The organism is Candidatus Paceibacterota bacterium, from assembly GCA_040905715.1.
Taxonomy (GTDB): domain Bacteria; phylum Patescibacteriota; class Minisyncoccia; order Phycocordibacterales; family CSBR16-193; genus JBBDHZ01.
The window spans coordinates 190,356-209,467 of record JBBDRA010000003.1 but is presented as its reverse complement, the minus strand read 5'-3'; the positions used below and the strand labels follow the sequence as shown (position 1 = coordinate 209,467).

At 45.6% G+C, this 19,112-nt stretch carries 14 protein-coding genes and 6 tRNA genes; 12 read left to right on the top strand and 8 right to left on the bottom strand.

Translation table 11 applies throughout. The features are described 5' to 3' along the window. The first annotated feature begins 239 nt into the window (after positions 1–239). The 4 genes from WD312_02115 (at position 240) to WD312_02100 (ending at position 3,290) form a co-directional block, all read left to right on the top strand. Positions 240–1,514, top strand: coding sequence for a hypothetical protein (locus WD312_02115; GenBank protein ID MEX2563884.1), 1,275 nt, complete (start codon positions 240–242; stop codon positions 1,512–1,514). A gap of 108 nt (positions 1,515–1,622) precedes the next feature. Then, the gene (locus WD312_02110; GenBank protein ID MEX2563883.1) at positions 1,623–1,889 is read left to right on the top strand and encodes a DUF5659 domain-containing protein; all 267 of its coding nucleotides are present in this window, start codon (positions 1,623–1,625) and stop codon (positions 1,887–1,889) included. A gap of 2 nt (positions 1,890–1,891) precedes the next feature. Beyond that, positions 1,892–2,074, top strand: coding sequence for a hypothetical protein (locus WD312_02105; protein ID MEX2563882.1), 183 nt, complete (start codon positions 1,892–1,894; stop codon positions 2,072–2,074). Positions 2,075–2,114: 40 nt separating this feature from the next. Further along, entirely contained in the window at positions 2,115–3,290 is a 1,176-nt protein-coding gene (locus WD312_02100) for a hypothetical protein (GenBank protein MEX2563881.1), read from the top strand. A 1,748-nt stretch (positions 3,291–5,038) separates the two neighbouring features. Here WD312_02100 and WD312_02095 read toward each other — a convergent pair. From WD312_02095 to WD312_02065, 7 genes are all read right to left on the bottom strand, one after another. Beyond that, positions 5,039–5,111: transfer RNA gene (locus WD312_02095), tRNA-Trp, on the bottom strand. A gap of 74 nt (positions 5,112–5,185) precedes the next feature. Next, entirely contained in the window at positions 5,186–5,344 is a 159-nt protein-coding gene (rpmG, locus tag WD312_02090; GenBank protein ID MEX2563880.1) for a 50S ribosomal protein L33, read from the bottom strand. A 95-nt stretch (positions 5,345–5,439) separates the two neighbouring features. Beyond that, positions 5,440–6,750, bottom strand: a complete 1,311-nt coding sequence (locus WD312_02085) for a pyridoxal phosphate-dependent aminotransferase (protein ID MEX2563879.1) — start codon at positions 6,748–6,750, stop codon at positions 5,440–5,442. A gap of 477 nt (positions 6,751–7,227) precedes the next feature. After that, positions 7,228–8,376, bottom strand: a complete 1,149-nt coding sequence (alr, locus tag WD312_02080) for an alanine racemase (protein MEX2563878.1) — start codon at positions 8,374–8,376, stop codon at positions 7,228–7,230. A gap of 91 nt (positions 8,377–8,467) precedes the next feature. Next, positions 8,468–9,106 (bottom strand): hypothetical protein, encoded by a 639-nt coding sequence (locus tag WD312_02075; protein ID MEX2563877.1) that lies wholly within the window; start codon positions 9,104–9,106, stop codon positions 8,468–8,470. 521 nt (positions 9,107–9,627) lie between these two features. Further along, positions 9,628–9,710 (bottom strand) — tRNA-Tyr (locus WD312_02070). A gap of 93 nt (positions 9,711–9,803) precedes the next feature. Then, on the bottom strand, positions 9,804–12,605 hold the full coding sequence (locus WD312_02065) for an AAA family ATPase (GenBank protein MEX2563876.1): 2,802 nt from the start codon (positions 12,603–12,605) through the stop codon (positions 9,804–9,806). 262 nt (positions 12,606–12,867) lie between these two features. On the opposite strand from WD312_02065, the gene WD312_02060 reads away from it, so the two are divergent. The 8 genes from WD312_02060 to WD312_02025 all read left to right on the top strand — a co-directional run bounded on the left by WD312_02060 (position 12,868) and on the right by WD312_02025 (position 18,126). Beyond that, complete coding sequence (locus tag WD312_02060) at positions 12,868–13,371, top strand: DUF4446 family protein (GenBank protein ID MEX2563875.1); 504 nt, start codon at positions 12,868–12,870, stop codon at positions 13,369–13,371. A gap of 45 nt (positions 13,372–13,416) precedes the next feature. Continuing rightward, entirely contained in the window at positions 13,417–14,916 is a 1,500-nt protein-coding gene (gene infB, locus WD312_02055) for a translation initiation factor IF-2 (protein MEX2563874.1), read from the top strand. 18 nt (positions 14,917–14,934) lie between these two features. Next, positions 14,935–15,258, top strand: coding sequence for a ribosome-binding factor A (locus tag WD312_02050; GenBank protein ID MEX2563873.1), 324 nt, complete (start codon positions 14,935–14,937; stop codon positions 15,256–15,258). A gap of 26 nt (positions 15,259–15,284) precedes the next feature. Continuing rightward, positions 15,285–15,356: transfer RNA gene (locus WD312_02045), tRNA-Cys, on the top strand. A 115-nt stretch (positions 15,357–15,471) separates the two neighbouring features. After that, positions 15,472–15,553: transfer RNA gene (locus tag WD312_02040), tRNA-Leu, on the top strand. Between the two features lie 268 nt (positions 15,554–15,821). After that, a tRNA-Lys gene (locus WD312_02035) sits at positions 15,822–15,894 on the top strand. 480 nt (positions 15,895–16,374) lie between these two features. Next, complete coding sequence (locus WD312_02030) at positions 16,375–18,036, top strand: CFI-box-CTERM domain-containing protein (GenBank protein ID MEX2563872.1); 1,662 nt, start codon at positions 16,375–16,377, stop codon at positions 18,034–18,036. 7 nt (positions 18,037–18,043) lie between these two features. Next, a tRNA-Leu gene (locus tag WD312_02025) sits at positions 18,044–18,126 on the top strand. Between the two features lie 113 nt (positions 18,127–18,239). Here WD312_02025 and WD312_02020 read toward each other — a convergent pair. Next, positions 18,240–18,734: a hypothetical protein gene (locus WD312_02020; GenBank protein MEX2563871.1), complete on the bottom strand. Its 495-nt coding sequence runs from the start codon at positions 18,732–18,734 to the stop codon at positions 18,240–18,242. Positions 18,735–19,112 lie beyond the last annotated feature (378 nt).

The following is a 19,112-nucleotide window of genomic DNA, read 5'->3' as shown; positions in this document are numbered from 1 at the left end:
CAAAGCCCGCCACCAGGAAGGCACCTTTCGGTTACCTCTACCAGAGTTTCCCCTGGCAACGCTACGAACGCCCTGATGACGGGTTTTCTATGTTCGTAGCGTTTTTGGACCATGCCTCAAGAGCAATTCCTAAGGGTTAGGTCGTAACAATATTCAGTTGTGTAGGTTTATTAAACCATACACTTCAAGATTTCGAAAGTATATAAAGATGCTAGTATGGGAACCATATTACAATTACTATGGCAGAAAAAAGAACCAAAAGAGCGATTATCGCTTCTTATAATAAGTGGGTAAAAGAGCAAGAAAACTCTTTCAAAAGGTCAAAGACGCATTGTCCGTATTTCACTATAAACAAAGACACGTTGGACAAGTTATCACTTGAACATGCAGCACGACTAGAAGAGGTTAAAGCTGCTACTTCTAGGGAACTGGGGCTAAAAATGTGGGGTATTCTTAGTGAAAATATACGAACCTATAGACCAACAAAAAATGAGAAAGAGGCAAAGGAGATTCAGAAGAGAATTGTTTACACCCCAACATCTCTTAAAAAAAGAGTCGAACACAGAAGCTCCACAATAGTCGTTGAACGCTTACATACCGTGGATACTCTTAGGGGCTTGTATAGACATAGGGGATTCATTATCCCCGAAAAACACTTACGCTGGTATGAAGAAAATAACTTAATAACGCCCCTCGCAAAGCACAAAGGTGACAGCTACTATGCTACATACCAGTTACATTCGCTCGTCCAGATAGAAAGATGGAAGGAAAAGACGCTTGAGTACCCTAAGCAAAACTCTAACGCAATACTTACAACTTGGCAGGAGCTTCTCGACCTTAACAAGGAAACGATAATGCAAGGGAGCAAACACTGGGATGAAGTAGCAACTCTACTTCTCGACATTAGAGATTTACAGGATTGTTTTTTTGAAGATGCAGCAAGAACAATATGGAAAAGTCGTGGAAATGGTCCAATAAGAAGCAAGCTCATGAATGATTTTATGAGTCACTATTCAGCCATTACAGGTAAGCATTATGCTGACTTGATTAAAAAGCAAAACCCGAATGTTACAGAGGAGCACATTCCTCATTGGATAGAAACATTGTTGCATCAGGCTTTCCTTTTGAATCCTCTTCTTATAAAAGCCCACGAATCCCCCGCTATTTTAAAAATCTCTCAGAAAGATTCAGTACGAATGAAAAAGCTGGGTGTAAAACACGGAGTCGCTAATGCGGTCAGATTGTCTAACTGGTATCTAGAACTCGTGCAATATTTAGCTTTTTACTATGAATGCCTTACTGGAAAGAAAATCACCTCACCTGCGATAGTCCCTATGCTTTCAATGCACTCTGTTCCTCTTGAAATCTCAAGATGTGAGATTTGCGGCAATGAATACCCACCAACATTAAGACGAGGTGGTAAACCTCAAAAGATATGTAAAAGTGACGAATGTAAAAGGGAGCGTAATAGGCGTTTAGCAATAGAATGGCGTAGAAAACAAAAGAGGTCCTGACCGTAGATTTCGCGTAGATTTCATATCTGAGTAACCCAGTTTGCCACTATAGGCACTGGGTTTTTCTTTAGAGAAACCCGCATTACTCGGAGTTTAGAAATCATTACCATGAACCAAGAAGCAGTCTCATTCCGCGAGGACTCATCATCAGTCTTCACAACGTATGACCTCGGAGCCTCGGCAGCACTACTGTCTAGCGGTTACCAACTTCAGGGACTAGAGAAAACAAACTCTCGTAAGGTCCTTTTTGTATTCAAACGAGATAAAGAAATTGAGGAGCATGCCAATAAGTATTTTTCTAACCAATTAGAAGTCAAGGCGCGGTCGTACTTTGACAACCTGAAAGCTCTTAAAAACAAGCTCTACTCTGATTAGTCATGCAACTAACGGATGAACACATAATCGAGTTTCAGGCACTCTATCGAAAACATTTCGGTAAAGACATCAGCAAAGCCGAGGCTCTTGATAAAGGCTCACGTCTCATCCGTTTGATTGAGATTACTTCTAAGCATGAAGCCAAAGAGAGTGTTTGTCATACCTCAGAGAATCTACCTGATTAAAGAGGTTTCCTTGAAAAACACCGCCAACAACAAAAATACTATGGATACTGTCATCATAAAGATATACGGACCAGGCAAGTTCAAAATTGGTTACAAACAACGGTTTCTACCAGAAATAGTTCGCAGAGAATACACCGAGCTTTCTGACACAGAAAAGCAATCAAACCGACACTACCTTCGTCGTTTCGTTTTAAAAGCCCCAGCACAAGACACCTATCTACCAAAAGTAGATGTTCTGGAGACGCTTGATAAAGAACGCAAAGAGGTTCTGTATGTACTTATAGCAGAGTTCTCACTTCCCAAACTCCTATACGGTAACAGCTTGCAAGAAGTGTCTGACAAGAACCTAGGGGAAGCTCTTACTGTTCTTCAGAAATCACTCTCAAGTGTTGGGATAATCGTTGAAGCAAATGTAATTGCGAACGCTCGTGTGTCAGGTGTCCACTTCTGTAAGAATGTAATACTTCCGCGAGATATACGATTGCAAGACATACTCGCAGAGTTACAACAAGTAGATATAAATAAAACTGTGGATATAACCACTAAAGAGAACAAGAATGGTGGGCAGGTCCTTCATATCTATTCTGGAACCGTTGAACGTGTTTTCTACGACAAAATAGCTGACGCAATGCGACCCAAAGTGAAACGTAAAGACAAAGGGAAAATTGTGGGTGAAAGAAGTATCGTTGAAAAGTACGGACTCGAGAATCAAGAGGTATTTCGATTCGAATATCGTATAAAAAAGACGCAGGCGGTTCAGCGAGACATAAACGCTGTTTTGGACAGAAAACCAAAAACCTATGTGGCGTTCAGGGATTTGTTTTCTGATAACTTAAGCAAAACAATACTACTTAAATCATGGCATACACTTGTACAAAGACCAGAAAATCAACTTGCACTCATTGGTCCCACGGACGACTTTAAGCTGCTTCTTCACATAGCTGAGGAAGCAAGAAAAAAAGGAGAGGTGCACAGTATGAATCGGGCTTTTATTTCCTATGGTCTGACATGTATTATTAAAGACCGTGGCGTAAAAGAACTCCGTAAATTGGTAGCCAGCTGCTGGAGTCCAAGTCATCCTGAACGTCTCACAAAGAAGATACGTGAAGCATCAGAACTAACCAAGAACTTACCCTACTCCAATGGCATTGCTTTTGTGGACGAAGCACTTGATAGATTTGAGCTTATTACTCGGTCCTCACTTGAGAAAAGATGATATAATGTAATTGTTGAACCAACTATGCGTAGGTGTATGCACGGGGATAGATACTATAGTAGCCCGAGAGGGGCGGTCTGCTCCGCTATCGTGTCTATCCCTGTGATTGCCACGTGTAGTTGGTTCAACACAGACCGTCCCTTTCGGGTTTTTATATGAGCAAAGATACGAACAAAAAACGATACTTTTTATATGCTCGGAAATCCTCTGAGAGTGAGGACCGACAGATACAATCTATAGAGGACCAAACAAACCGCCTCACGGAACTTGCTCATAATCTCAACATTGAAATTATTGAACACCTTACGGAATCGAAATCAGCAAAAACTCCAAACAATCGCCCTGTTTTTGAGGAGATGTTGCAACGAGTTGAGGACGGTGAAGCGGACGGCATACTTTGCTGGCAAATCAACCGCCTCTCTCGCAATCCAGTAGACAGTGGTAGATTAAGCTGGCTCTTGCAAAGCAACGTACTCCAGAGCATACAAACAGTAGACAGAGAATACCTCCCTGGAGATAATGTACTGCTATTTAATGTGGAAAGTGGAGTAGCAAACCAATTCGTTCTTGATTTAAGTAAAAATGTAAAACGAGGCAACTTAGGTAGACTAAAAAGAGGATGGGCTACTAGCCTACCGCCAATTGGTTACCTAAATGACAAATCTGAAAAAACCATCATCAAGGACCCAGAGCGGTTCAACCTTATCCGTAAGATTTGGGATTTAATGCTAACAGGCAATTATCGTCCGACTCAGATTTTAGATATAGCAAATAATGAATGGGGTCTGCGAACTCGTAAAACAAAGCGAGGTGGCAACAAACCAGTCGCTAGAAGTACTGCCTACAGGATACTTACTAATCCTTTCTATATGGGAGTTATTGAGCACGACGGTAATACCTATAAGGGGAAACATGAGCCTCTGGTGACTCGAGAAGAGTATGAGCGAGTACAGCAAATGCTAGGCAGAGAAAATACAACACGACCAAAACGACATACTATTGCCTACCGTGGTCCTCTAAAATGTGGTGAGTGTGGAGCCATGATTACAGCTGAGGAGAAAGTGAAGCACCAAAAGAATGGCAACTCACACTATTACACCTATTATCACTGCACGAAACGAAAGGACCCAAATTGCAGTCAGTCCCCGATTGAAGAAAAGGAGCTTGAAAAGCAAATAGCAAAAGAATTGGAATCTGTAGAAATACCCACTGATTTCAAAGACTGGGCACTGGCACGGCTCAAGGAAATGAACTCAAAGGAGGTAGATGACCGAGAACTCATTTACAGCTCACAGAGGCGAGGATATGAATCATGCGTACGCAGGTTAGATAACCTGATTGATATGCGTGCCAATGATGAACTTAGTGAGGAAGAGTTTCGTGAGCGAAAACAAAAACTACTTGAAGAGAAGGATAAATATCAAGAACTTCTCAAGGGCACAGACAAGCGTGTAGATAACTGGCTTGAGATAGCAGAACGTGGATTTAGTTTTGCTGAAAAGGCGTCTTCCCTCTTTGCCGAAGCTAGAGAAAGTAACAATTTGGAAACGAAAAAAGAAATATTCGCTACATTAGGTTCGAACCTAATCCTTAAAGACAAAATACTGCGAATTGATTGGGATAATCTGCTATTTCCTATGAAATCAATGAAGAAAGCAGTGGACGCTATTCACGATAGGTTAGAACCACCTAAATACGGCGAGGATAAAAGGGATTTGAGTGAAATCTACGCTAAAAATCCTAAATTGCAGGGGCGACAGGACTTGAACCTGCTACCTTCGGTTTTGGAGACCGACGCTCTACCAGGTGAGCTACGCCCCTAATTGATCGCTGTTACTATAGCAAAAAGAAAAGCCCTGATAAAGGGCTTTTCTTTTTTTATGGGTTGTCCCCTTCTATTTCTTCATCTCTTTGTGCTCCGCGTGCTTTCGGCACCACTTGCAGTGCTTCTGAAGCGTGATCTTGTTCTGATCAAGCTTCTTATTCTTACGAGACCAATAGTTGATCTGTTTGCAGTCTCCACACTGGAGTTTTATTAGGTTATCTTGTGACATAATTTGATTATAAGGCGCTACATATTAGGCCTATTAAGCCACCACGGGCATAAACATGAAGTATTGAACTAGATTACAAGAAAAGTAGCAGAAAATCAAGCTTTCTGAATATATTTCTCTATAGCGTCTTTTAAGGTACCCACTATATACTCGAATGTATCATCATCTCGTTCGAGGAGCGTGATCCGGAAACCAAAGAGGTCTGAATTGAACCCGGTCGAAAGCGGCACGACACAAATACCGGTCGAAGCGAGTAGGTTATAAACAAAGCGTTTGTCCGCCTCGTGACCATTTTTGAGATATGGTGCAACGATCCCCCTCGCATCCTCATTTTCGATCGGGATCATCTCAGTGCCGGTGAGTACCCCTTTCTTGAACATTACTGTCATATAAAATGCGCCGTTGGCTTTGTTCACCACCAGACCTTCGATATCTGCCAGCGCGTCATACAGTTGCTGCGCTCTCTTTTCATACTGTTTATTACGCTCAGCCAAATATGGATAATACCGCTCGTCTCCCATTACCTTTGGGATCATTTTCTGCGGCAACGTGGTTGAACACACCTCAAGCATCTTGGCGTCGACCAGTGAACGGCAGTACCGATTAAATGTTTCATCCTTGTCCCGATTATAAAACTCGACCCAACCGCACCGCGCACCAGGCCATGGAAACTCCTTTGAGATACCGCGCATTGCGATCGCCGGCACGTCACCGATCACTTGTGCTAATTTCTTATGCTCAACACCTCCATAAAAAATGTTCGAGTAGATCTCATCGGAGATAATGAACAAGTTGAATTCACGGGCAATATCCACTAGTCCGGCGATCACTTCTTGTGAATACACCATACCCGTCGGGTTGTCCGGATTGATCAGGATGATCCCGCCAATAGACGTATCTTTTTCCACCTTACTTCGCAGATCCTCCAGATCCGGATACCAGTTGTTATAGGGATCAAGACGGTAGGTCAGATGATGAGAGCCGGCGTGGGCTGCCTCAGCAGAGGAATGAGTCGGGTAGGCCGGGTTTGGGCCGATGACGCGAACATCCGGATGAACGTATTCGTATATTTTAGAAATAGCGTCACCAAGCCCATTGAAGAACAGGATATCATCGGCGGTGATCTGTATCCCCCCTTCGATGTTGCGCTCGTGGGCTATGTACTCACGCGCACCTACATCACCCTTTGTGGGAGAATAGCCAAAACTACTGTCATCTGTTTTGATGACCTCGATGATCTTCTCCTTGATCCAGTCGGGGATCTTCTCACCTTTGGCGACCGGGTCACCTATGTTCTCCCAGTAGATCGTCTGACCGGCAGCCTGAAGCTGGTTTGCTACTTCAACAATCTCTCGTATCTCGTAACTTAATTCATCTGCGCCCGGATGTACTATGTTTTGTCGCATACGACCAAGTGTGCCACAAAAATAAAAAAAGCAGAAGGTGCGGTTACCTTCTGCTTGAGCTTTTCTTGCATACGAACATCATGCCTGATTTTGCACATTTATGGCATAAACCGATGTTTCAACACCCGCCTGATTGCTCGTTCCCGCTCCTTTACAGCTTGTGATCTCGCCGGCGGCCAGTAGTCGGTGAGGTTCACAATATTGTGATCAGGCGGGACGTGAAAATGATACGCATTAATTCCCGGCTTTGCTCCAGCATCACCGGGATCCATTTCCCAACCAAACCAATGAGTGGCGATTTGTTTATCGAGCCAACAACACTTTGCCAACGTCAGCAATCGTTTTTTCCAACGCACGAGTTTTCTCCTTAAAAAGGTTTTTACCGTCTTCCCACCGCAACACTACCAAAATCAACGTACTTATCAAATACATGTGTGTATTTGATAACTCGTACAACACGCCGTGTCACAATTTATACTAAACGTAAAACCTCTTAATTAATGGATTGATACGAGTAACGATCTCGTAGTTGATCGTGCCGGTCATACCGGCGAGCTCATCGGCAGTAATGTCGTCTTTGCCGTCTTTTCCAATAAGCATTACTTCATCCCCTGCCTTAACTCCCTTAATGTCAGTAACATCAACTACCGTTATATCCATCGAAACGGTGCCGAGCACTTTGGCACGCTTGCCACGGATCAACATATGACCGATCGATGAAAGCGAGCGTGGATACCCGTGCCAGTAGCCGATCGGAATGACCGCGATCTTTGAATCCCGAGCAACGCTTTCGGTAAAACCGTATCCGAACTGCGAACCGGCAGGGACCGCCTTCACCTCGCTTACAACACTTTTCCAGGAAAGCACGGGTTGGAGTGGAAGCCATTCTTGCGCATACTGCTTGGTAGCGACAGAGGGCCACAAGCCATAGAGACCGATGCCGACACGCACCATGTCATAATGTGCTTCAGGGAAGATAACAGTAGTCGACGTAGCGGCAGCGTGAACAATAGGTGAGTGCCCTGCGTCAACGAACTCTTGTCTGACCCTCTCGAAGATCTCTATTTGTTCTTGCGTCCGGCGCGGCTCGGATGGATTTTTGGCATCCGCAAAATGTGTGAAGACGCCCTCAATCACAACCTTCGGATTCTCTGCTTTGCGAATGTCTCGCACCGCCTTTTTTATCTGACCCTCCAAGAATCCTTGCCGATGCATTCCGGTGTCGCATTTAATATGAATCTTAAGAGGTTTCTTGCCCGCATACCGAAGCGCGTGGCCGAGCGATTCAAACCCGGAGATCATTATGGATATATCATTGTCTGCTGCCTTTGTGAACATATCAGGCAGCGTATACCCCAGAACCAATATCGGTGCAGTGATACCTTCTTCGCGCAGTCGAAGACCTTCCACAAGCGTGTCGACCGCAAGCCAATCCACGCCAAACCCTTCCATCTGCTTAGCATAATCAACGAGACTGTGCCCGTACGCGTTTGACTTAACGACCGCACACAACGTTGTCTCTTTAGAGAGAACCTCCCTAAAAAGATTGTAGTTGTGTTCAAGTACCTTGGTATCAACATCGATCCAGGTACGAAGTGCGTTTGAGTTATATTCTCGTGGTTGCATAGAGCAACTGTAGCAAATTTTTACAAAAGCAGTAAGCACAATGAAAAAGCCCCACCACACTTCTGATTACTTACCAAAAAGTGTGACGGGGCTATGAAACTTTTGTGGAACTTTTCTGCTGCTCAATGATCGCAAAGGTGAACAACGACACAGTAACGACACGTGCGCCACTCACTTCTCCGATGATATTTTTGGCAAACACCTCTGTGTTATCCGGTGATAACTCGATCGACGGAATGGTCACGATGAACCGAAAGTCAGCGGGCACCTCGCCGGACCAATCGATATCAGCGTGTCGCGGCTTAATAACCTTCCCACCTTCGAGATCGAGATGATCAACCACCGCAGCCATAACAGCCTGCGTGATCACTTCAAGCATCACCGATTCAGGAAGCACCTTATCGCCGGTTATACCCTCGTCTGAACACTGTTCGAGAGAAGGAGTAAACCTGCCTTCGAGCTCAACGTGATACGATCCACTTTTTTGTCCCGGGTCAGCATCTGCATGCAACGTATCTGTTGAATCACTGACAGACACGTGCAACGTGTCTATGAGAACAGAACCCTTCAAGTGTGCCAGCGCGATTGACGGATCAATGACGTGGCCCTTCTGCTCTCGGGAAAACCATCCGGTGATACTTCTCCACGACTGGCCGACGATTGAATTTAAACGATCTTTCTTCTGCTGAAGAAATTTCATTACCCAATTTCTGGTATGCTGCTGTTCCATCGAATCATCTCCTTTCTTGTTCAAAAGAACTAGGTTAACTCTAATGGAACAGGAGTGAAAGGGCAAGAGTGTGTGGCAGGATCTACCTTCTCTTAAATCGAACCGAGTTTCCCGAGGTTTAACCTCGGGAGAGAGATAAAAGGGTGTGGGTGTGCTGGATTCAGTTAAGAATATTTTTTCTGGGCAGGATTCGGCCCCGCGAGTTCTAAGTATTTTCGTGCGCTTCGCTTCGAAAATACTAAGACTCCTTGCCGGCGCCTCACATCGCTACGCGATATGTTCCGGCGCTTCGAATCCTGACGCGAGCGAAGAAATTCGCTCATCTCCCGGCGCTCTAGTTAGAAAACATAGGGATTCGGTCACAAATAATTTTCCTGGGCAGGATTCGCCTCTCCCTTCGGTCGAAACGCACTAAAAACATAGTCGCACGGCTCCTTGTTTTTAGGCGCCTACGGTTCGAATCCTGTCACCACTATAAATTAAAAACGACACTAAAATAAATAGTGTCGTTTTTAATTTTGTGCGCCGGGCAGGATTCGAACCTGCGAAGACCGAAGTCGCGAGGTTTACAGCCTCGTGCATTTGACCGCTCTGCCACCGACGCATTCTAACTGGCAACGAACGGTCATTCTAACTCAATTCCTCGTGTTGTTCAACAAAAAACAGCCCATTTGCTTTGGGCTGTTTTTTGTATTTTTTACTTCTTCGCTCCCACTGGCTCCTTCCTCTTTTGCTTTGGTTTTGACTTTGTGTTGGCAGATGTCTTTGTTGTTGTCTTTTTCTGTTGAGGCTTTTCTGAGGCGCTTTGATCTTCAATCTCAATTTTATCTCGTATAAAGCTTCCTTTTTTCCCTTTCTTTACATCGAAGGAAAATTCTCCTTTATCGTCCAGATCAACCTTGACCGATCCACCGCGCATCACCCCTTGTGAGACCATCATCGACGCAACAGGTGTTAGGATCTTGCTTTGAATCAAGCGCTTAAGCGGGCGCGCACCGTACTGTGGGTCGTACCCCTCGTCTGCAAGATACGATATAACCTTGTTAGAAACCTTCAAGGTAATCTCTTTTTCAGCAAGTCGATCTTTCACTATATCAACCTGGTTGCGCACGATGCCCCGTATTGCCTGGCGACTAAGAATATCGAACATGACAATATCATCAAGTCGATTCAAAAACTCAGGTTTGAACGACTCCTTCAAGCTCTCCATTACTTTAGTTTTTGCATGATCGTAATTTTCTTTATCCTGATCATTCGCGCTTGAGAAACCGATCTGCTGCATTTGATCAATATAGCTTGCTCCAACGTTTGAGGTCATAACAATAACCGTGTTCTTAAAGTTGACCTTTTTTCCCTTTGCATCAGTTAAGTGACCGTTATCGAGCACCTGAAGTAGAATATTGAACACTTCCGGATGCGCTTTTTCGATCTCATCAAAAAGAATGACCGAATACGGTCGATGGCGTACTTGTTCGGTTAAGTTACCACCCTCTTCATGACCTACATATCCCGGAGGTGAACCGACGAGCTTGGACACAGCGTGTCGCTCCATGAACTCTGACATATCAACTCGGATCAATGCCTCATCATCGTCAAACATAAATTCAGCAAGGGCCTTGGTCAGCTCTGTTTTTCCAACACCGGTCGGACCAAGGAACATGAACGAGCCGATCGGTCGGTTAGGATCAGCAATACCTGCGCGCGATCGCTTAACCGTATCAGCTATTTTCTGGACAGCCTCTTCCTGCCCAATAACCCGAGCCTTGAGCATCTCTTCCATTCGATTAAGTTTCTCTGCTTCCTCCTCAAGCATTCGTGCTACCGGGATACCGGTCCAGCGTGAGACCACACTTGCGACATCCTCGCCTGTGATCTCTTCATGCAGGATCCGTCGACTTTTTTGAAGTTGCTTGAGGCGTTTTGTTTTATTTTCCAGATCCTTTTCGATCGCCGGAATGGCTCCGTAGCGAATCTCCGCGGCTTTCGTGAGGTCAGCTTGTGATTCTGCCGCTTCCGCTTCTAGGCGCAGCCGTTCGAGCTGTTCTTTATCTACTTTAATACCTGACACAGTCTCCTTTTCGTTCTTCCATTTCAATTCTAACTCGGATGTCTTCTCACGCAGATCAGCGATCTCGCGATCAATTTGCTTCGTACGCGTTTTTGCTTTTTTATTATTATTTTCTTCCGCTTCCTTTCTCAAAGCTTCTCGCTCGATCTCGAGTTTCATGATCTGCTGGTGAGTTTCCTGAAGTTGCGGCGGCATATTCTCAAGAGAGATCTTGAGATATGAAGCAGATTCATCGATCAAATCAACAGCCTTATCTGGCAGAAAACGATCGGTTATATATCGACTCGAAAGCGTCACCGCTGAGCGGATAGATTCGTCGGTGATACCGACACCGTGGTACAGCTCATAGCGTTCCTTGAGTCCACGAAGAATCGTAATAGTGTCTTCATCGGTCGGCTCATTTACATGCACAGGCTGAAAACGACGAGTGAGTGCCGGATCTTTTTCAATATGACGCTGATATTCCTTGAATGTTGTAGCCCCAACAGCGCGCAACCCTCCACGAGCAAGCGCTGGTTTAAGCATGTTCGAAGCATCAACCGAACCGTCAGCCGCACCAGCACCGACGATCGTGTGGATCTCATCGATAAAGAGCACGATCTGACCTTCTGATCGTTCGACCTCTTTAATAATATTTTTAAGACGCTCCTCGAACTCTCCGCGGTATTTCGTACCGGCGATCAAGAGACCGAGGTCGAGCGAAACGATCTCCTTATCTTTCAATGACTCCGGCACATCCCCGGATGCAATTTTTGCTGCCAGACCCTCGACGATGGCGGTCTTACCGACACCGGCTTCACCGATAAGCATTGGGTTGTTTTTTGTGCGTCGTGAGAGGATCTGAATGATGCGAGCGATCTCCTCTTCTCGTCCAATGACCGGGTCGATCTTATTTTCAGCCGCTTCCTGAGTGAGATTGCGGGTATACCGGGCAAGATTCTTATTTTTCTTTGGTGTCTCCTCAGTATCCACCATTGAACTGTGCTTAAGCTCCTCAAGTACAGCCAATACACTCTCCTTTTCGATGTGAAATTGATTCAGCATCTCTTTAGCATTGCCCGGCGATTCGATCGTAGAGATAAAAAGGTGTTCGGTTGAAACAAACTCATCGCCAAGCTCTTGAGCAATACGAGCAGAATCCTCGATAATGGTTGCCAGCTCAGGAGTGAGGTAGATCTGGTACGACGGCGACATAGTGTGAGCGGCCTCCGGTGCCTCGATCTGCTCAATCAGAGAATCGGTCAGCATGATGGTATCGATCTCGAGTTTGTCGAGGATCGATGTCACCATTGACTCTTCCTGCAGAATCAGAGCCGTAAGCAAGTGGAGCGGGTTCACGTGGTTCTGCCCACGCTCGATCGCAAGCTCGTGCGCTTTGCGAATCGCTTCCTTGCCCTTTGTTGTAAAGTTGTGGAATGGAGGCATGTTCATAACAATTTTTGAGAATATGCGTTAGTTAATAGATAATTCATACCCGACACACTGCCATGGAAGTCATTCGCCCGCTTCTTTCTATACTCAAACTATATCATATTTAGACCCATTTTTCTAGTTATGGGGTACGCGTGAATATCCCTGAATTGCACTTCTGTTGTGTCCCGTATATAATCAAAAGTGACTTTATTGGCCTTGTTTTGCCTTCCCCGATCCTATTGGGGATATTTAATCATTTCACGTACTCTGTTGCACATCTATGAACATTGACCTACCTGTTTCACTCGATATTCTTGTAATTGCTGTTATTGTTGTTCTCGTAGCACTTGTGCTATTCCTCATTTACTGGATCATTCGTATTGAGCGAAAATTCAGCATCCTCTTAGCTACAAAAAACGCTGAAACTCTAGAGGACACATTAGTTGCGATCTACAAGAACCTCGATAAACTCAATGGATTTCGGGAAAAAACAGAAACCCACATCAATGATCTAGAAAATAGAATGCAAACTGCTGTTCGTGGAGTTGAAACGGTTCGGTTCAATCCATTCGCCGGAGATGGGTCTGGTGGCAACCATAGTTTTGCTACAGCCTTGATTTCTGAGCGCGGTGATGGCATTGTGCTCTCAAGTCTTTATGCACGCGAGCGAACAAATGTCTTCTCTAAGCGCGTGACGAGCTTTAAGCCCCACCAGGAATTATCTGAGGAGGAACAGAATGTTATTGACCTCGCCCGAGTTCTAACGCAAGGCAACAAGAAGTAACACCCGGAGGAAAGAGGGTGTTTGATGAATAAAAAACTACTACCTATGAGTACAACCACCTCTACTACAACACGACCGCCGATCATAGCCGTAATGGGCCATATCGACCACGGAAAATCCACGCTACTTGATACTATTCGGCATACCAAAGTAGTGGACAGTGAAGCCGGGGGTATCACCCAGCACGTTTCCGCATACGAAGTCACCTCAACCGGATCAGACGGCAAGGAACACAGCATGACCTTTTTGGACACACCCGGCCACGAAGCGTTTTCAGGTGTCCGTGCCCGTGGAGCTGAGGTTGCCGACATTGCCATTCTCATCGTTGCCGCTGATGACGGTATGAAGCCACAGACCAAAGAAGCTCTCGATGCCATACGTGCAGCTGAGATCCCGTACATTGTGGCAGTTAACAAGATCGACAAGGAAAACGCTGACGTTGAGCGAACCAAACAAAGCTTGCTTGAGCATGAGGTCTATATTGAACAATTCGGAGGCAACGTACCGATCGTTGAAATATCGGCACTCAAAGGCACCGGCATCGACGGACTACTTGAAATGATCGGACTGGTAGCTGAAATGGAAGAACTATCAGCTGACCCGGCCGCACCCGCTTCCGGCGTTGTTCTCGAGAGTAAACGTGATCCCAAGCGCGGCATAGCCGCAACACTTATTGTGACGAACGGCACACTTACTAAAAATGTATTTGTTACCGCCGGACCTACGTATGCCCCAGTACGTATTATGGAAAACTTTCGCGGTGAATCCATTAATGAAGCAACATTATCTCAACCTGTTAACATTGTCGGCTGGAGCGACATGCCAGCAGCAGGTGCAAAATGGAAAACAGTTGCAAACAAGAAAGAGGCCGAGCAGGATATTGAACAACAGCTATCAGGAGGAACTGATAGACCAGCAGAAGATGCAGGTAACCCCGAGCAAGAAAGTATTCCGATCATTTTGAAAGCCGATACAACCGGTGGCATTGAAGGGTTGAGTCACGAACTTAAGAAGCTTGAAAATGAACGAGTGAGGCTCGATGTCGTTCACAAAGGTATCGGTCCGGTCAATGAAAACGACGTCATGCTAGCATCGACCAACAACAAAGCGATCATCGTTGGTTTTAATATTGATATAAGCAACACTGCAAAAACCATTGCGCAACGCGATGATATCGAAATGGGTACATTTGATATTATCTATGACGCTGTTGATTGGCTTACCACAGCGGTTGAACGACGCACACCAACGATCGAGGAGAAAGAAACTACCGGTAAAGCAAAAGTTCTTCGACGGTTTAGTCAAACAAAACACAGGCAAGTTCTCGGCGGTCGAGTCGAGGAAGGTGTTCTCAAAGTTGGCGAAAAGATCTCTATCTATCGACGAGAGGCGGAGATAGCCAAAGGCACCATAAAAAATCTTCAGCAACAGAAAGCAGACGTATCAAAAGTTGAAGAAGGAATGGAATTCGGTACAGAGATCGAGGCGCGGATCGAGATCCAGCCAGGAGACTTCATTGAGGCTTTTGACATTATTAAAAGATAATGTTTTAATTGCTTCGTTATGGCTCGCCGACAGGAACAAGTAGCTGAACTTTTAAAGCACGAAGCTGCTGCTTTTTTTAATGACGTCACCCCTACTAACTGCCTCGTGACAGTGACGAATACAAAAGTGAGTAGCGACTACCAGTACGCAACCATCTACATTACGGTATTCCCTGACGAGCGAACCGATGAAATCGTTGCTCTCGGCCAGAAAAAAATATACGAGCTCAAAGAATACATGAAATCTCACACTGAACTTGGTCGTATTCCGTGGCTGAGCGTTGAACTCGATCGTGGCGAAAAACATCGCCAGCGCATTGAGGAGGTGTCACGAGATCTGTGATACAGTATGATGTTATAGAGACAGACGGCCGAGTCGCCAAGTGGTAAGGCACGGGTTTGCAAAACCCTTACACGCGGGTTCGATTCCCGCCTCGGCCTCAAGAAAACCTTCGGGTTTTCGCAGTGGTTGAGGAGCATCTAAACTGCTTTAGGTGCGTCGGGAATTGCCAGCCCGAGGCTGGTCCGCCTTAGGAGGAAAAGGCAAAAAGCGATAGGGCGAGTGGTGGAATGGTATACACGCAGCACTTAAAATGCTGTCCGCCATGCGGATGCGGGTTCGACTCCCGCCTCGCCCACACAACAATAAACTGGATACCTATGGTACCTACACTATTGTTAATCACAGAGAAGAGGAGAACACGCATTTATGCGTGTTCGTCGGGAGTCGAAAGGCGGAGCCATGTCTCGAATACCTGGAGAGGCAGGCGAGCCCGGCCAGGAGCCACACAATCTTTTATGAGCGAAGCGAAATAAAAGATTGATGTGAGCTGACGGCGACTCCCGCCTCGCCCACACGTGCAATACAAGTATTTTTGTGTTATAAAATTTCAACAACCTATATATCCGCCCATAGCTCAGTTGGTAGAGCAGTCGCCTCTTAAGCGAACGGTCCTTGGTTCAAATCCAAGTGGGCGGACAAAAAAGCGGAGCGGTTTTTTGTCCGCCCAGAGAAAGGTCATTTATGATCTTTCGTTTGGATTTGAAGCGCCGGAACATATCGCGAAGTGATGTGAGGCGCCGGCCAGGCGAATGTGTGTTTTTTGCAAGTGTAACGTTCCATATCCAAAAAAGCACACATTCGCTTCGCGGATTTTTTCGAAGAAAACACAAGAAGTTTTATTTTGAGAGTGAGCGAAGCAAAATACTTAGAACTCGCGGGGCCAAATCCAAGTGGGCGGACAAGTGACGTCACTCATTTTTATATGGGTGATTTTCTATATCTCGGCCATCTTAGATTTGAACCAAGGAAAGGGGTCGAGAAAACGTAGTTTTCCCGTGGAGGAAAAAATAATGTTACGTTCGAGTACTATCACACTCGAACTTTTTATAAGACAACTCTAGATAATTTCCTTCCCAGACCCTTGACACTCTCCCTGGGAAGGAGTTTACTAATGTCATGATATTTTCCCGCCGACTCATTACGATCATGCTCCTCATTGGCGCACTTGTTGGCGCGGTCTTACTTATACCTGTCTTCACCCTTTCTGCTGCAACACCAGTCAATAATCTTGATATTGTCGCATTCGGTGACAGCCTCACGGTTGGCGTTGGTTCAAGCGACAATGGATATGTTTCCGACCTGGAACGTTGGACAGAACTTTCGATCGACAATGAAGGTCGAACCGGCGACACAACTGAAGATGCTCTAAATAGACTTGATACCGCGGTTCTCAGAAAAGATCCGGACATTGTCATAGTTTTACTTGGCGGCAACGATATACTTCAAGATGTACCTAAAGAAGAAACATTTGATAACCTCGAGGAAATTGTAACTCGGATCCAGGATAACGGAGCGCATGTCATTTTAGCCAGCGCCCATGGACAGCTGTTTCGATTTGATCGTGAACAAGACTATCAAGATCTTGCCGACGAGACCGATGCGGCGTATGTGCGCAACATTATGCAAGACATTCACGGTAAACCATCGCGTCTTTCCGATCCGGTCCATCCAAACGACGAGGGATACGAAATAATGGCAGAGCGGATATTTACCGTTCTACAGGAAGTAATAGCTGAGGACATAGATACTACCGGCATAACCGGATCATGTGAACCTGAGAAGGAACGCATAGAAATTAACCAAGAAGCTAATTGGCGCGCGTTTGCTATTGGCGGCAGTACCGGTCGCTATCAGTATGAGTGGGATGGAAGCGGTGATCTTGAAGGAACCGGAGAGCAAAGAGTGATCCGATACGAAAGTACGGGGCAAAAAACAGCCTCTGTTTCGGTTTCCACCGATGGAGAAAGCCGTACCAGCTTTACTTGTTCTCGGTCTATACAGGTCATCGAACCACCACTAACCGGCTCGTGCACTGCAGAACTAAATACGCGTACAAATGAAATAACCTGGGAAGCAAACGCCCGTGGCGGTATAAACGACGTTGTGTATGACTGGGAAGGATCAGAGGGACTTGAAAGCAGTGAGCACACAGTTACCAAAGAATACTTTAATGACGGCATAAAGGATGGCATTGTCACTATCTCATCCGGAAATCAGTCTATTACACTCCCCTGCAAGGCGGAGTTCATGCAGTTTCCACCCGAAGAACTTGACAGTGCCCGACTCTCCTGCGACGTTGAAAGTCCGCCGCATGTTATTGGTGAAGAAATCCAATGGCGCGCAAACGCGTTCGGGGCTAATACGCGAGAGTTTAGCTATATATGGGACGGCGACAATGATCTTAATCAAGATAACGATGATCCAGACCGTGCAATTGGAGTATACGGTACCGTTGGAATCAAGAAGGCACAGGTAGACATACAAACAGAAGAGCGGACTCTCACTTTCCAGTGCGCTGTAGCCGTGGTCGAAGAGGCTCCTGAGGACGGTGGTGGATGCTTCATCGCAACAGCTGCATTCGGCACTGACCTTGATCAGGATATAGTTCATCTTCGTAATTTTCGTGACAACACACTTCTGCCGAATCCGGTTGGCAATTCTCTCGTATCCCTGTATTATACGGTGAGCCCGCCGATCGCGGATGTGATCCGAGAACACGAGTGGATGCGCGAGGCAACGCGCTACGTACTCACACCAGTTGTGGCGCTAGTACAATAGAATAAATGGGCAGGTGGTGGAATTGGTATACACGCTAGCCTTAGGAGCTAGTGCCTTTACGGCTTGGGAGTTCGAGTCTCCCCCTGCCCACATAATAAGTAACCACTAAAAATACCTTCAACAGTTAGAAATATAACACCTGTTTAAAAGCCCTCGCTTTATAGGCGAGGGCTTGATTTGGTGAAAAACATCAATCCAAATAATCATTCGTTCGGCAAAGCAAAGATCAGTCGGGTGAACACGTCCACTCCGTCGCCCTCATCGATTGGCACAAACTCTTCAACACGGAAGCGCTCCACACTACTACTCCGATCATTACTGAACCCATAGTGCAATATGCATCGGAATAAACGTGTATCGTTACAGGAGACCGGATCGACAACAACCTCTATCTTGTCCTTGGTATCTAATTGGAGTCGTAAAAACAGAGGGAGTACCGGGTGGCACGGTTTCAACCCAAGACTCTTAGCGCGCGCCAAGACCCTTCTAATGAGTATCGTTTTACGCTCAGTTTTCAGGTCGACCGCAACGTGGCCTTCGCACCCCGCCTCGAAACCTAAGTCATAAGGCGTTGTACGAACCAAGGAGACTTTTCCGCTTCTCCAGTAAGGAAACTGCTCCGAGAGCAGCATTGCCTTTGTCCGCTTATTGATTACTTTTGGGACTTGGAAACTTTGAGCAACAGCTTTACGTTCCATATCCGGAACATAAACCGTCTGCCAAACTTTAAACGGGGGCCCATAGTAGCGCTTCCGTGGGTTACGCGCAGCCTGCTTCTTACGTTCAGCCTCAATCTCCATGTTTTTAGAACCTCGAATCAGCACCCAAAAGACCCCTACCATTAAGAAGATCGGAAGCCCAACAACAAGAAATAAACCAAACACGGATGCAGTCGGTGACAAAGTCATACTTCACTCCTTCAAACAAGTGTATAAAAGGAACAATCAGGTGTACTTAATATAACATTAAACACCTATTTGTCAAAATATTACCCATATAATATATTGACAAATTCATTAATTTAAGTACTATTATAACCAGTTCGTTCTCCCACAAAGTGCACCTTACAACATATC

What these genes read in the sequence shown, in the direction of transcription:
- WD312_02115 (MEX2563884.1), top strand. Translation starts at nt 240, where the DNA reads ATGGCAGAAAAAAGAACCAAAAGAGCGATTATCGCTTCTTATAATAAG.
- WD312_02110 (MEX2563883.1), top strand. Translation starts at nt 1,623, where the DNA reads ATGAACCAAGAAGCAGTCTCATTCCGCGAGGACTCATCATCAGTCTTC.
- WD312_02105 (MEX2563882.1), top strand. Translation starts at nt 1,892, where the DNA reads ATGCAACTAACGGATGAACACATAATCGAGTTTCAGGCACTCTATCGA.
- WD312_02100 (MEX2563881.1), top strand. Translation starts at nt 2,115, where the DNA reads ATGGATACTGTCATCATAAAGATATACGGACCAGGCAAGTTCAAAATT.
- rpmG (MEX2563880.1), bottom strand. Translation starts at nt 5,344, where the DNA reads ATGTCACAAGATAACCTAATAAAACTCCAGTGTGGAGACTGCAAACAG.
- WD312_02085 (MEX2563879.1), bottom strand. Translation starts at nt 6,750, where the DNA reads ATGCGACAAAACATAGTACATCCGGGCGCAGATGAATTAAGTTACGAG.
- alr (MEX2563878.1), bottom strand. Translation starts at nt 8,376, where the DNA reads ATGCAACCACGAGAATATAACTCAAACGCACTTCGTACCTGGATCGAT.
- WD312_02075 (MEX2563877.1), bottom strand. Translation starts at nt 9,106, where the DNA reads ATGGAACAGCAGCATACCAGAAATTGGGTAATGAAATTTCTTCAGCAG.
- WD312_02065 (MEX2563876.1), bottom strand. Translation starts at nt 12,605, where the DNA reads ATGAACATGCCTCCATTCCACAACTTTACAACAAAGGGCAAGGAAGCG.
- WD312_02060 (MEX2563875.1), top strand. Translation starts at nt 12,868, where the DNA reads ATGAACATTGACCTACCTGTTTCACTCGATATTCTTGTAATTGCTGTT.
- infB (MEX2563874.1), top strand. Translation starts at nt 13,417, where the DNA reads ATGAGTACAACCACCTCTACTACAACACGACCGCCGATCATAGCCGTA.
- WD312_02050 (MEX2563873.1), top strand. Translation starts at nt 14,935, where the DNA reads ATGGCTCGCCGACAGGAACAAGTAGCTGAACTTTTAAAGCACGAAGCT.
- WD312_02030 (MEX2563872.1), top strand. Translation starts at nt 16,375, where the DNA reads ATGATATTTTCCCGCCGACTCATTACGATCATGCTCCTCATTGGCGCA.
- WD312_02020 (MEX2563871.1), bottom strand. Translation starts at nt 18,734, where the DNA reads ATGGAACGTAAAGCTGTTGCTCAAAGTTTCCAAGTCCCAAAAGTAATC.